Here is a 13,908-nt window from a genome sequence, read left to right on the forward strand (position 1 = left end):
GGGTATGATTCAGCTATTTCGTTTTGCCGGGAAAACAGGCGTCAACGCAACAATAACCGTCCAACGGGCGGTTTTTTGTGCGGGATTACGCAGCGGTCAGGCGTTTAGCGCTTACCTGCATAATGGATTTACAGAAAATGCATTTTGCACCGTGAGGATTTTTTGAGGTGATGTCCAGTTGGGAGAAGCGATACTGACTGCTGAAGCAAGAGGGACATTGGAGTTTAAAATTTATGATACAAACCTTCATTTTTTTAATTTACGAGCCACCACCCTAACACCTTTCACGCTTAAGATCTTTTTTATTCTCTTCGCCAGTGTTACAAATAGCGCTGGCTGAAGAGTGCCATCTTAACCCGCTGCATTAATTATATATCAGCGAAAATGTCGCCATGGTGTTGGCCGTGCCGGCTGATACCGTGTTTTCCGTTTGAACGAATTGCGCCACGAAATTAATATTTTCGGCGCTTCCCGCGCTGCCGGCGACAACATGTTTAAGAACGGGCAAGTTACTGGCCTCATTAATTTTCACTGCCGTGCCTGGGGCCGGGGCCGGAACCGTATTATTGCCATAGCTCAACCTTACGCCGACCCCTTTTGCCGCGCCCGTTACGTCACTCAGGGCCAGCGTATCGGTAAAGTCTGGATCAGCGGCGACGCCGAAAAATCCAATTCTGATATCCGTCGGCATGGAGCAGAAAACCGGTATGGCAAAGTCCCGGGCCGCACCGGCGCGGGTATTTTTACCCTGAAATTCGGCTTTGCTCACCGGGCCTAAGTTCACGTTGATCGTCGATGTTGTCACCTGGCAACTCCCACTGGCGCCAATATCGACATTCAGCGCCGCAAGATCGAGCGTTGTTGATGCGCCTGCCGCGTTGCCCGCGCCCTGATCGATATAAAGCTTACCGATCTGCGGCTGAGCGGGCGCGTTAATGTGGTTTCCGCCTGCCAGCGCCAGCTCGCCCGTTTTGTAGAATGTGATATAGATTTTTACCATCAGCTCGCGCTGCGTAAGCATGTCGGGGATCTGTGAACTCTCACAAACGGTCGCAGACTCACTTCCGGCAGGCGAGCCGATGTCGTCAATGTAACGGATAGCGCCGCCGGCACACTGAAAACCAAGCGAGTAACCTATCCCCTCCAGTTTTGACGCGTAGACGTGATGGCCATTAATCACCAGCCCCGCGCCGGATGTATCCATCTGTTGATAAATAATGCGTTTCACGCTGTCCACGGGAGCCTGTAAATCACAGGTAAAGTGAATGCCGTCTCCGTTAACCGGCAGCGAATTTGTCATTTGCGTATTAACCGGCAAGGTGGGTTGATAGCGGATGTTCTGCGTATTCAGCGTCATTTGTCCTACGCTGGCATTACAGGTTTCTGCCAGGCCTGGTTGACAGTAAACCGTCGCCAGAAGCAGGAGGAAAAAAGAGGCGGAGCGAAGCGTGTGAGACATTGTGTTCCTTATAAGCACAGGCCGCCGAAGGTCTTCACCGCCTTCTGCTGCTGATTTTTGGGAAGGTAAAAAGACAGGGTGCAGGTATGAGTGACGTTTTGCACATCCCAACGCGCTTCGAGCGTCCCCTGTTCCGGAACACCGCTCAGATAGACCTCTCCACGATCGGCCACCATCCCGCTGGCGGGCATCCCGTCCTCTTTACTCTGCTGAATGACATGCGCACTGGCGCCAAATGGCAGCGGGCCGCGGCGGTCGCTCAGGGTAAACAGCACCCGGTTACCAATATGCGTTTGGTAATTCGCCTGCACCACTGCCCCACCGCCGGGAACGACCGTCTGCCCTTCCAGTTCAACGTCCGTGTCGTTGTCCATAGTTCCCGTATCGAGCGTGATGTAATTTTTCCGCCAGGTGGTGAGCGTCGGCACGATGGCATAGCCGCGTGAGTCGGTATAGATATTGCTGCCGTTCTGAACGGCTACGTTTGCCGCGCCAGGCGCCCGAACAATGGCAAAGCTGTCGCCGGTAGGCTGCCCTAAGGTAATACCGTGTGGGTGAGCAACAACCGATCCCGCTGCGCCCCAGGTGATTTGGTTGTTCAGCGTATCGTGACGATAGCCGAGCTGCGATGTGCCGTATGCGCCATGATAATCAAGCGATGCGCTGCTGTTGCTGCCCTGCCCGTTGTTACCGTAACCCTGCTGAATGTTGTAGTAGAGGTTGTGATTATCCAGCACGGTACCATTCAGGGAGACCTGCTGTGACGTATAACCGTTATTGTCTGACGTAGTGGTGTAGGTGACGGCGTGCTCTGGCAACCACTGCTCCAGCGGAATAGTGATGTTGAACGAAACGGCACGATCCGCCTTTCTCTCCGGGGATTGAGTAAAGTAGTAAGCCAGGCCGCAGGAGACGCCCTTCCAGCCGCTGTAAAGCCCCACATGGAAAGTCTTATCGTCCCCTCTGCCATGCCAGTATGTCTGGGTGTAGACGGATGCAGAAAGGCTTCCGGCGACGCCCAGTGACTGCGTCACTGAGAGCTCTTCACGGCTGCGTTTATTGCCTGCCCGATCGCGGGGGCTGCGGGTATTCGCTTCACTCAGACTGTAATAACCGCGGGAAGAGTAGCGGTAGCTGGCGAGGCTGAAGGCAGTGTCCGTCGTTTCCAGATCCTTCTGATACTGTACGCGAACAGCCTGTCCGGCGGCGGACTGTCGGGAAGGCATTTTTGTCGTTGAAAAAATAGCATCGGCGCCCAGCGCTCCCAGTTCACCAAATCCACGCCCGATACCTGCCGCCCAGGCCTGATAATTTTCTGCAAACTGTACGCCGCCAGAAAGCGTAAACGCATACGGCAGGCCATAAGACAACGTGGTTTGCATAAACGACGGCGTTCGGGCTCCCTCACCCGCGGGATGATAGCGTCCGACGCTTATGCTGAATTTACTGCGTCCTTCACGCAGCATAAAGGGGACGGCGGAGTAGGGTTGGATAAAGGATCGGACGATGCCATTGCTTTCAGTCACCTTTACCTCCAGATCGCCGCTTTGTGCCGTGGGATAGAGATCCCTCAGGGCAAATGCGCCCGGTGCAACCCAGGTTTCGTAAATAACGTAGCCATGCTGTGAAACCGTCACTTTCGCGTTGCTGTGCGCCATGCCGCGAATGACCGGGGCAAAGCCACGCATGCTGTCCGGCAGCATCCCCTCTTCCGAGGTCAACTGCACGCCACGAAACTGAATGCTGTCAAACATATCGCCGGAAGTGTAGGTGTCGCCTGCCCGTAAAAGGCTTTTAAGCGCTTTCACATCATGCTGAAGCCAGGTGCTCTGCGACTGCCAGCGGCTGCGTTTGTCATAGACCATTGACGCAACGTTGCGTAAGCGCCAGCCGCCCAGATTGATCCCACTGCGTAAGTTCAGGTAGTTTGAATCAGTTCCGCCACCCTGCGTTTGGCTTTGCGCCCCCGTCAGGTTGTAATTGACAAACGCAGCCGGGATCCCCTCATCCCAGCGGGCGGGATCGGTATCGCCACGGCGTTGCACCACCATCGCTGCCTGCGGGATGCTTAACGAGAGGCGTCGGGCGGCGAAATCGAATTTACTGCTGGCATCAGGAATGAAGCGCTCGATCTGACTCAGCGTCTCGCCCTCATGAAGCGTGCTGAATGATGAAAAGGCGCTGACGTTTATCCCGTATGCTGTTAACTGTGACGGAGTCAGCAGCGGTTTCAGGGTGCCGCCATCATCAATAAATTTAATGGTTTCCTGCGCGACTTCCTGGTTGTTCACCACAATGCTTACCGGGTAAAAACCCGGCTGCTGGCCGCCCGCCTTTGAGAAATAGTGCAGATCGGCGGTTTCGTGTTGGGGATCGGTTAACTCCAGCGCCGCCGGATCGAAATAATCATCCGCCATCGCCTGCCTGTTGTGGCCCAACAGCAAAAAAAGTGCAGGAAACGTGGTGAGTAACCGGGCGGTTTTTGTAAGTACAGATAGCAATGAAAATTGCGGATTTATTGTCTTTTTCACTTTGCCAGTGCCGCACGCCATTTCACTGTCTTGCGTAATCAGTAATACCGCCAAAATCATTAATTGCGCGCCATCTGATCTCACCCGCAGAGGTTACGGGCCATTCTCTGGTTTCAAACGGACCAATCATGCCGGGTTCATCAATCTCTTTTCCGCCGACGCTCAGTGAAAAGAGAGAGACAAACCAGGGCGAAGGATTCTTCGCAATTAAACGCTTACCTTCCAGATGAAAACACAGCGTCTGCCAGGCCTTAGCCGAATCGCCTGGCAGGCTATCCGGACGATAAAAGAGTTTAAATTTTGATTTAATATTAACTTGTAACTTATTTGACACGCCCTTCTGCGATGGTGAAATACTTTTAACGTTGAGCCAGTAAACAGATTCACGATCGGCTGGCAACGTCGTACCAATAAAATTAATACGCAGAACATTTTTTTGTTCCGGATCGAGTCGAAATAGCGGCGGCGTAACAATAAATGGCGCACGGGTTTTATCGCCTTGCTGATAATTCTCTATCCATGACTGAATTAAATAAGGTGTATGGCTGTCCGCATTTGTTACTGAAACAGACGCTTCACGGCTGCCTTCCTGATAAATCACCCGTGTTCCACCGACGATAATACCCGCCTGAACTGAGCCAGATAACAATAAAAATAAGCCAGCAATGCCAGCGGTTAACCGTTTCATAAGTGATAACCAAAGGGAGAAAAAACAGAATGAAACAGAGCAGGTCATGCCCCTGCTCTGTGATGACTCAGTTGTAGATCATGTTGAAATTTGCCACACCGTTCGCATCGCCCGCCGTAACGTTTTCAGCAATGGATCGATAATCGGCGTAGAAGGTAAGATCGGCACTGCCATCGTTGTCATTGCTGCCCGCGTTGACAGGATAGGCTTCTGATATCGAACCAACACTGATTTTTTCAGACTGGTTGGCTTCATAGAGCTCGATCGCAATACCGGTTGCTGCATTTTCACCAGCGTCGATAGCCAACAAATTTTTATCAGTGGCGTCATGGTTGCCATCAAAAAGTACGGCAACGGAAGTAACGGACTCGGGGCAATCCTGCACTTTGATATGGAAAGGGGTTTTCGTGGTTGCCGTACCCGCCGCGGTGAAATAATTACCCGCCCATTTACCCAAATCAACAACCTGGCTGGCGCTTTCGGTATCGATATTACAGGACGCATCGGTAATGGAACCGGTAAATCTGACCTGGCCGCCCGTACCTTGCGTACCGGCATTCGAATTTGGGTTTACGGTGACGCCTGAATTTTCAGAAATTGCCGCACCGGATACAAAAACAGATACAACTAAAGCCATAATACGAAACTGCGTTTTCATTATAGATCTCTTATTTAACATATAATCCGGCAGTCAGGCAGCGTCCATACTGGACATACATTCTTTAACCGGCAACTCCTTCCTGTGAAATTAAGAACTGTTCCATCAATTAATTTTATATACGCAACGCGTTCATCGCCAGCAAGACAGTGAACAGGGCGACGATGTGGAGTGACGGGTATGCAATCTCCTAAAGTTGCATACCCAATACCTTTTTTATATTAGTAAATTAAAAAACGAACTGCAACTTCTAATAATGTAAAGCATACGTTAACTTCTTGCACATTTCCTGATAGTTAGTTGAGTATTGCCAGAATCTAAAAATTAAACATCACTTAAATAAAATGTCTTGCCTGAAATATTCATTTTTTTACTAAAGCTATTAACATTAATAACGTAATTGATCATGCACGACAAGGTAGTAGCGTTATATATGGCGCTGGTGTAATTTCAATTAAGAATAATGGTTCGCGTAAAAAACAAACAAAAGAGGGTGACGGCGATCGATAATCGGCGAAGTATTGAACAAAATGAAGCGTCAGACGACGGTCTGATCGAAAGACGTTTGCATCATCAATTACAGGGTTGTCCCAGAGTAATACGGTCGACTCTTTGCGGTTAATGCAGGCGGACTAAGGGAAGATCCGCCTGAAAATGAAAAGCTCTGAGGCGCTTTTCATATCCCTGCGTTCATTACCACATCAGGTCATCGGGCACTTTAAAATCGGCATAGGGATCGTCTTCATCCTGCTCTGCCTGGCTAAGCGCGCTGTTTAATACAATACTGTTCGCCTCTCTCTGGGCAATTTTGTCCGCTACGCTGGCAGGAATAATCGCGTATTCACTCTCACCACTGTTATCATTCACCAAACGCGCAATGGCGAGACGGCCACCGATCAGCTGAGTTTGCGTCAGCTTATCAACCACTATTTTTTTAATCAGATTATTATCGGTGAAGTTAAAATCAATATTACCTTTTGAAATGACAACCCTGTTCATTTCAATCAGCTGTTTTACCTGAGCTTTATACTCTTTAGATAAAGCAGCCTGCTTTTGCTGTTCGCTCAGCTGTTTATCACGCTCCTGCTGGGCTTTTTTATTTTCCTCCACGGCCGCTCTCGCCTCACGAGTCTGAACGCGGGATTTTTTAGCCGTTTTCTGGACTTTAGCCATTTTTTTGCTGGTTACTAACCCAGCTTTAAGCAGCTGTTCTTGCAAGGTGAGTTTTGTCATAGTCGTTTCTAAGCCAGTTGAATAATTTGTGGGATTATAACGGTAAATTTGCGGGAAGTGCCACGTTGCACCCTCATCCCAATGTCATGCCCGTGACGATTGTCAGGGCCATTTTACCGGCGGCACAACGCCCATCTGAGTGGATTTTGGCAGGACAACAAAACCCGACTGAGGTGGGCTTAGTCTTTATGGCTTCTCAATTTTCGTCGGCGACCGGGACATCATGCGGACAATGTTGCGCAGGGTCTGGACTCAAGTCGGCGTAATGGGTGAGCTATTTATATCAAGGAATACGACAGCGCTCGCCGTTGCAATTCGCTTGCTGGCCTCATGGTTTGCAGGTATGCAAAGCTGGCGCCGAACCCTTTGACGCAATACGCAAAGCAAACCGAGGCGATTTTTAGGGCTTGTGTCGCAAATTTGCCCCACACGGAAAACGAGGAAGGTACTAATGATGCATAAGTCATTGAAAATACTGGTGCCGATAATAGGAGTCGAACCTACGACCTTCGCATTACGAATTATAAGAACTGTATTTAACTAACTGATTTTAAAGCTACAACCGCATTCACAATGTTCAGGTTGATGGCACAAGATGAAACATACCGCCAGACACATCCGTGTGCATGGCACAAATCTGGCACATTTAAATTATCGGCCTGTCATCGTCCCAAAGCTTCTGGATCATCAGCGTCACTCTGCCGAGGATGATTACGTCATCAAGCGCACCCCCTTCGATAGCATCGCCATCACGTGTCACGATAGCGCGGCCCATGAGTTTGCCTATGCCCACCTCGCCGAACAGCTCATACGCCAGCACGTCGCCGTCGCGTGGCCGCTCAGATGCGTCTATCAGGTGCATAATGCCGTCAAAATCGAACAGGCTGGTTGCTGACGGACGGGGAATGAACAGGGTGTTCAGGTCGATGCGGGACTCAACATAGTCCTGTGCCGGTGATGGAAATCCCATATCAGCCTCCCGGAGCCACGTAGCCCATGTTTGTCAGGAAAAACGTCCGGCGCTCCCCTTCCTCGGTCGAAATGTCACGAAACATCGACTGATAGTGCTCAATCCAGACATTGGCCTCGCGCAGCGACCAGTCGTGATTGTATGCAGCAAGCGTGCGCACAAAATCAACAGTGGATACTGTCTGCCGCCCGCGACTGTCTACCCGGATGCTGTCTGTAAATGCGCTGTGAACCTCGTATCTGCGTGCCATGTGTGTAGCCCTCCGTTATTACTGTTTTTATATACAGTAGCTTGATGAGATCGGAGCGGCAACTGGCTTTTTGTATAGTTGAACACGGCTCAGGTGTGTGTCGCCTGCTCAAGTAACCTTGAGTCACGCATCGGCTAGTCGCAGTTTAGCAGTGGCGGGATTATTCTTTCTGTATTCATATTTGACGATCTACGCCTATGGTAATACACATACACGTCAAAAAAGACTTTGAAACATATGCAATAGGCTATTGCTCACGAAGTTTAACGGAAGTTATACGCTTGTAAGAAAGAATGGAACGCTCCTGTTCCATTTTAAAGATATTTGCGAGAAATAATGAAGGGAGCTCGGCCCCCTAAATGAGCTTACCCCTTACCCGAAAGCCAACATCAGCCAGGGCACCACTACCATTGTATGTTTTAATAGTAAAAGCTTCATTATTTTCTGACGTATCAATAATTGCAAATCCAAGGTTATCAAGCGTCACCTGATAATCAAACAATGAGGTGAGTTGGTTTGTTATGATCCGATACGTGCCTGTACCGCTACGAGTGGAAGAAAGGATGTTTCTTGATAATGCCGCCGTGAATCCTCCTGATGAAAGCCCGCGACATACAAAACCATCATCGTTAGCTTTCTTCCACGTGACATAAGCATCTTTTACCACCTGATTATTTGCTGTAAATACATTATTTAGATCCAAAAATTCAGCTTTACCATATCCCAATGACTGGAATCCGGTTATTTCAACATCAGGGTAAGTTGCATCTGCGTTGTTGGTGCCAGAAAGGAATCGGTTGCCAGTCATTTCCAAAGTGGATTTTCCGTTTCCGCCAGAACTTCTTATCATCTGTACACGCCCTGCGGTCATATCATTACGTGTTTTATTGAAAATACAATTGCGGATAGTAAGCGTCTGGTTAGTGTTGCTTGATACGACATGTTTAATATCCATTATCGCGTTTGATTCAAAATAGCAGGAGTCAAAAACTGCACCTACACCGCCCGCCCCGCCAACAGCAGCCATTTGTACGCAACAAACACCCGCAATCACCGCACCAGATGCATCTGTCTTACCTCCGTTTCCTTCAAAGGTACATTGTGTAAACATGACAGAATGAGATTCTGAGGCATTTACGCAATAAAGGGCATTATCGTTGAAATCACAACGAATGAAATGCATTGCGTTAACACCTGTAGTAAGACTATTACGTCTTAAAAGTACACATTCGCCTCCACTTTGGAATCTGCAAGAAACAGCACAGCCATACAGGCTGTTTTGAACAACCAGACCACGGTTTAAGTTTTCAGTATTAACATCTTCTAAGTGATAACCGAGAATATTTTGCAGATATAATGCTGTTCCTGTATAAGCTGTTCCTGCCGCTTTACTACCCGTACCTTTAAATTTAATTCCTTTTATTGTCACCATGTCATGAACAGCATTTGAACTACCAATTGACCCAATTACAGTTATGGCAAAAGTTTTAACATAATTTACATCCACGGTGAAAACAGTTCCTCTTTTACCCGCACCGCGTATATATGTCACTAATCCGGTAGCGCTGTTATCACAGGATATAGTTACAGGGCCTGTCAGCTTCATATTACCAGTCGGCCAAACTAAACCTAATGCAAACTTTCCGGCTGTTTGTGCCATTTTATTAGACATTACAGTAACGTCAACGCCATTTAGCATTCCGTACCACTCCCCCCTTAATTCGGAGATAACTCCAGCCCTGATCCATACTCCGTTCCCGGATGCATCAGTTTCACCTATACCACTTATAAATTCATCTGGAGTTGAATAGGGAACCGTGGGGCTAATACAAATCCCACCATCGTGGTTTGGTTTTGGAACAGTGGGATCGAAATAAAAAGTACCTTCACCATAGGTAGTAGATGAATACCATCCCTTAAGATGTACTTTTTTTCCATTTGCTCCGGTCATGCCATAAAAATCAGCTACAGACTGGAGCTCGCCAATAAGTGAGTAACCCTCTTTTGATGCCAGTAATGCACGCAATGCCGCATCACCTACACTCACCCATGCGCCAAAATCAACTCCACCAGAACTGTCAGGGGTGGAACCTGCGGGCACTTCTTTAGGAAAGTCGCCATCCCAGCGGTAATACTCGCCAGTAGCCTCATCCCGTAACACCTGATTGGGTAAGGTTAACTTAGCGCCGTCCTGGAAGGAGTCCATTGTGATATAGCCAAAAGATGAGATCGCCTCCTGAGCCCATTTGCGCAACCCCTCAATGGTGTAATGCGCACGGCCGAATCGGTCGATATATTGCGTAGTTAAAGATGTTACGTACTCATCAATTTTACCGGCGTTGAACTTCAGGTCGCGTGGTGATTCAGATGGGACTGCATTGTTGGTAGGTTGCGTAGCCATAGTTATTCCATTAAAAAAGCCAGCGCTAGGGCTGGCTTGGTGTTGGATTGGTTGCTGTCAGGGGTAAATCAGATCACTGTATTCAGCGAGGGTTAAAGCTGTTGTTCCATCACTACCAGGTTGCTTCTCGCTGATAATCCAGCGCGTTGCGTCCAGCTCCTCTGTTGTTGCGATCACATACCTCGATGGGGACTGCACCTCATAGCCATCAAAGATATTCAGCTCAATGGCAGGTATTGCTGCGGTGAATCCGAAGTCGGTATCACTGCGCTTAGTAGCCGGATAACGCGCCGTAGTGTTGCCCAGGCTGTCAGTGACCATCACGAACATTGAGCCGCTGAAGTTGATGCGCTCACTGGTTTCAAAGTCGTTATTCTGGCGGGAGACGATGTAGCCAGCCTGCTGATTTGTGTCGTAGGTGTCAGGTATCTGCACCATGTCGCCCACATTCACCCATTCGCCATCCGCCAGCGCCGTAATTGCCATGCTCATGCGCGAGTAAATCAGTCGACGGGCTTCTTTCTGCGCGCGATAATCCGCCTGGTATTCGTCGCGGATATAAAGCATTTCAAATTTTTTTGCCTTATTTGGTTGCCCCTTCTCAATCTTCCCGTTTCGTACCCGGTACCGAACAAACGCCTGCTTGTTAGTTGTCGGGTTTCGATACTGCACCTCAACGCCGTCATAGCCTCCAGGGAGCGTCATGTCGTAACTCAGCGAGTAACCACTCTCTACAGTGTTGGAGCGGTTGAAGACGGTTGCCGGCCGCGTGCGTTTCTTGTCGAGCGTGAAGGCGAGCACGCTGTCATCAAAGTACACGCTGACGCCTGCTGCATCACAGATTGTTTCCATGCGCTGGCCGAGCGACACATCTTCATCATCAAACGTGTAATCGAAATACGAAAGGCGACTGTCTACAGCATCGAGTTCTGCCTGAATCTGATACAGGCTATAAATGTCGATCGAGCTTTCCGCCTGGCCGCCGATAACCAGCCAGTTATGCAGCGCGATGTCTGCAAACTTTCGTGAGGCGCGCAATGCATAATCCACCTTCTGCGTGGTCATGTTGTAGCTGATGACGTGGCGGTTGATAAGAGCGTTATATTTACGGTCACGCGCGCTGGTAGCGTTCTCCGTCTGGCGGACGGTGACCCTTACCAGAGTGTCATCGGGATAGGTCACGTTCGACCTGATATTAACTCCGTGAATGGCCTCAACTTTAAGCTGGCTGTTGTCACCACTGTTATCTGTGCGCTGAAAGCTCACTGCGTAGCGCCCGTAGCCGCCAGTTGGCGTCAGCTTATCCGTGCGGTAAAACGTGTCGCTTGTAGAGTCATGCGGCGTTGTCTGCCGGTAAGTAAAGTTTTGGCTGGTTCCCGGAACCTGAACGTTGTTGTCGTCCACCTTCCAGATGGTCACTTTCCAGTTTGATTCACTTTTTCCGCCCAGGCCGGATTGCGTGTGAATCCACAACTGGCTCGATGGTACTGGCGAGAAGAACGGGCCGACGACCAGTGCTTCATTATCGTTCAGCACAAATTTCGTGTTGTTGATGGTGGCCGTGGTGATGTACGACGCGCCAGATCCGTTAATGTTGCTCAGCAGGAAGTTGTAATAATAAACCGGATTGGTTACGGCACCGTTATCCGTCTGCGTTGCTGACGTCAGCTCACCGGAAAGCGTGAAATCCTGCGTGTCGAGTGCAGCAATGATTTCTTTGCGGGATTTGATGCGTGACCTGGCATTGCCCATCACTTCGCGCTGACGGCGGGCGCGGGCATGGCCGGTGACGGCTTCACCTGCCTGGTTAAGTTCTTTGACCTTTTCGCGCTGTTCATCAGGGGAGAGTGTTGAAAGCTGACGAGCCTGCGTCACGTTCACCTGACCGGCTTCAATAGCATCCTGAACCGCCTGAGTGCAGTCGAGCAGCGCCAGTGTTGCACGCACAGTCTGGACGCCCAGGCCAAACAACAATGACAGGTCTTTCTCGTCGTGGCCGCGCTCCAGCAGAGCCGCCATTTTTTTCGCCCGGCCCAGCGGCGTATCTGCACGCCGGATTTCGTTGGCGCTGACCATCGCCTGAGACATGCGAACCGCGCTGCCGCGCTTCGTAATGCCGGGGATCAGCAGTGGTTGGGCGTTGTTGAAGTTTGGCCCGGCACCCGCTCATGCGATTTCTTGTTGAGCCGTCCGTTGCCGGTTGGGCAGCACAACGTCTACGCCGCCGCCCAGCCGTCAGCGTTGCCGGATGAGCTAAAGCGAATTCTGGTGGAGCTACGTACCTATAATCCTAAAGCTGATGAGTATGGCGGAAAGCACATCATTCCGGGATGGGCTGACAGGATTGAAAAGGTGCTGAGCCACTACGCCAGTGCGCCGGTGGTCAAGGCGATTAAGATTCCTGATTTACCGGCTGATTGTGACCGCACCGAGGCGCACTACAAATATCAGGAAGCCATTCGCGAAGCGGGCGGCAGCGTAGAGGGTGACTAATGCTAATCGGCTATGTCCTCCTTCTCATATCCCTTCCCCAATATGCGCCAGCCAGTGAAACCATTTACCCCACCAGAGCAGCATGCGAGCAGATGAAAGCGCGGATTCTTGATCGGCGTCCCAATGTTGCGCTTGAGTGTGGCGAAGCTCGGCGATAGCGGTAAAGTTTTTCAGGGATGAGTCGATGGAAGATTTACTGGGAATGGCCCGGGCAAGTAAAGGAGAAAAAATGAACGTTAGGCTCTGCACGATTGAGTCCCCCGAACACCCTATGGATGGCGAGCTGGCATCTCAAACCGAAATGCTAAAAAATGGCCCTGTGAATACCCATGACCTGAAAGTTTTCAAAGGAAAAGTTAGCGATCAGCTTTTTCCAGAAACGGGCTTTAAGCAGGTTGTGACTTTTATAGTAGATGGATGGGGTCAAGCTGATTTCTATTATGTCGGCAAAGATGATGAATGCTACCGATTCAAAACGAGACCTTAAAACGAAATTAAGTAAACCTCGCCCCGGCGGGGTTTTTTATTGCCCCTATCTGGAGAAATCCCTATGTATGCAGATCCTATCGACGAGGCCGCAGCGCGCTCGGAGCAGATGATTGCCGTAGCGCTGGCGAACCGTGCGAGGCCGCAGATGGCATTTACAGGCGAGTGCCATTACTGCGAGGAGGCGATCGAAAGCGGCCACTTTTGCAGTGCTGATTGCAGGGAAGACCATGAGCGCATGGTGCGCGCTGAACAGCAGAGGAAATTATCATGAATATTGAATGGAACGGTGAAGGCTTTCCGCCAGTTGGCGCAGAAATCAAATTTTGGGTTGATGAGCGCTCTGAATATAAAAAAGGAATTGTCGTTTATTCCGGAAAGAAAGGGGCGACGGTGGATATTGGTTACCTTGCATCGTCGGGGGAGGCCGGAGATTTTAGCCTAATTACTGCTCAGGACAGGAAAGAAGAAGTCGCAATTAAGGCAATGAAGCAGTTAAATATCGGCGATTATGACGACCCTCAAATTATTTATGATGCCATCGCTGCCGGTAAAATACCCGGCGTAAGAGTGACCGATGACGCCGGAAGCTGAGAACGCGCTACGGTCAACGGCCAGAAAGTGCCGCGCCGAAACACTTAAAGCCACATCAGGGAAACCCAAATCAGAGCACGACCGTATTACCACCCTTCTTTTAGACAAATACACCCACCAAATAGCCGCCCTGCCGCCTGATAAA

The 13,908-nt window shown here is 49.9% G+C and carries 14 protein-coding genes and 1 pseudogene; 4 read left to right on the forward strand and 11 right to left on the reverse strand.

Annotated elements, in window-relative coordinates:
* The first annotated feature begins 4 nt into the window (after positions 1 to 4).
* Positions 5 to 166: a hypothetical protein gene (locus tag GS12_RS24630; protein WP_160279918.1), complete on the forward strand. Its 162-nt coding sequence runs from the start codon at positions 5 to 7 to the stop codon at positions 164 to 166.
* Here GS12_RS24630 and ymcF read toward each other — a convergent pair.
* The 11 genes and pseudogenes from ymcF to GS12_RS24015 form a co-directional block, all read right to left on the reverse strand.
* A complete protein-coding gene (gene ymcF, locus GS12_RS25385; RefSeq protein ID WP_456072986.1) occupies positions 86 to 250 on the reverse strand; it encodes a cold shock small protein YmcF in 165 nt (54 codons plus the stop codon). The two genes, GS12_RS24630 and ymcF, sit on opposite strands and share 81 nt — an antisense overlap.
* Before the next feature lie 114 nt (positions 251 to 364).
* Positions 365 to 1,459, reverse strand: a complete 1,095-nt coding sequence (locus GS12_RS13865) for a fimbrial protein (RefSeq protein WP_034948037.1) — start codon at positions 1,457 to 1,459, stop codon at positions 365 to 367.
* An 8-nt stretch (positions 1,460 to 1,467) separates the two neighbouring features.
* The gene (locus tag GS12_RS13870) at positions 1,468 to 4,011 is read right to left on the reverse strand and encodes a fimbria/pilus outer membrane usher protein (protein WP_052118463.1); all 2,544 of its coding nucleotides are present in this window, start codon (positions 4,009 to 4,011) and stop codon (positions 1,468 to 1,470) included.
* Between the two features lies 1 nt (position 4,012).
* Complete coding sequence (locus GS12_RS13875; protein ID WP_034948080.1) at positions 4,013 to 4,678, reverse strand: fimbrial biogenesis chaperone; 666 nt, start codon at positions 4,676 to 4,678, stop codon at positions 4,013 to 4,015.
* Between the two features lie 67 nt (positions 4,679 to 4,745).
* Positions 4,746 to 5,336: a fimbrial protein gene (locus GS12_RS13880; protein WP_034948041.1), complete on the reverse strand. Its 591-nt coding sequence runs from the start codon at positions 5,334 to 5,336 to the stop codon at positions 4,746 to 4,748.
* A gap of 693 nt (positions 5,337 to 6,029) precedes the next feature.
* Positions 6,030 to 6,569 carry a DUF2058 domain-containing protein gene (locus GS12_RS13885; RefSeq protein WP_034948044.1) on the reverse strand — a complete coding sequence of 180 codons (540 nt, stop codon included), beginning with the start codon at positions 6,567 to 6,569 and terminating at the stop codon, positions 6,030 to 6,032.
* A gap of 646 nt (positions 6,570 to 7,215) precedes the next feature.
* Positions 7,216 to 7,539, reverse strand: a complete 324-nt coding sequence (locus tag GS12_RS13890) for a S24/S26 family peptidase (protein ID WP_034948047.1) — start codon at positions 7,537 to 7,539, stop codon at positions 7,216 to 7,218.
* Position 7,540: 1 nt separating this feature from the next.
* Positions 7,541 to 7,789 (reverse strand): hypothetical protein, encoded by a 249-nt coding sequence (locus GS12_RS13895; RefSeq protein ID WP_034948050.1) that lies wholly within the window; start codon positions 7,787 to 7,789, stop codon positions 7,541 to 7,543.
* Between the two features lie 355 nt (positions 7,790 to 8,144).
* The gene (locus GS12_RS24635) at positions 8,145 to 10,190 is read right to left on the reverse strand and encodes a tail fiber/spike domain-containing protein (protein ID WP_034948053.1); all 2,046 of its coding nucleotides are present in this window, start codon (positions 10,188 to 10,190) and stop codon (positions 8,145 to 8,147) included.
* 57 nt (positions 10,191 to 10,247) lie between these two features.
* Positions 10,248 to 11,726: a host specificity factor TipJ family phage tail protein gene (locus GS12_RS25155; protein ID WP_268747358.1), complete on the reverse strand. Its 1,479-nt coding sequence runs from the start codon at positions 11,724 to 11,726 to the stop codon at positions 10,248 to 10,250.
* Between the two features lie 120 nt (positions 11,727 to 11,846).
* Positions 11,847 to 12,323 (reverse strand): annotated as a pseudogene (locus tag GS12_RS24015) (ParB/RepB/Spo0J family partition protein); the annotation flags it as partial.
* Between the two features lie 544 nt (positions 12,324 to 12,867).
* Here GS12_RS24015 and GS12_RS13915 point away from each other — a divergent pair.
* From GS12_RS13915 to GS12_RS13925, 3 genes are all read left to right on the forward strand, one after another.
* Positions 12,868 to 13,170 carry a hypothetical protein gene (locus GS12_RS13915; protein ID WP_034948059.1) on the forward strand — a complete coding sequence of 101 codons (303 nt, stop codon included), beginning with the start codon at positions 12,868 to 12,870 and terminating at the stop codon, positions 13,168 to 13,170.
* A 63-nt stretch (positions 13,171 to 13,233) separates the two neighbouring features.
* Positions 13,234 to 13,443: a hypothetical protein gene (locus GS12_RS13920; protein ID WP_034948061.1), complete on the forward strand. Its 210-nt coding sequence runs from the start codon at positions 13,234 to 13,236 to the stop codon at positions 13,441 to 13,443.
* Entirely contained in the window at positions 13,440 to 13,763 is a 324-nt protein-coding gene (locus tag GS12_RS13925; RefSeq protein ID WP_034948064.1) for a hypothetical protein, read from the forward strand. The genes GS12_RS13920 and GS12_RS13925 overlap by 4 nt, the downstream gene beginning before the upstream one ends.
* Positions 13,764 to 13,908: the final 145 nt, after the last annotated feature.

It is taken from the genome of Erwinia oleae (assembly GCF_000770305.1).
Lineage (GTDB): Bacteria > Pseudomonadota > Gammaproteobacteria > Enterobacterales > Enterobacteriaceae > Erwinia > Erwinia oleae.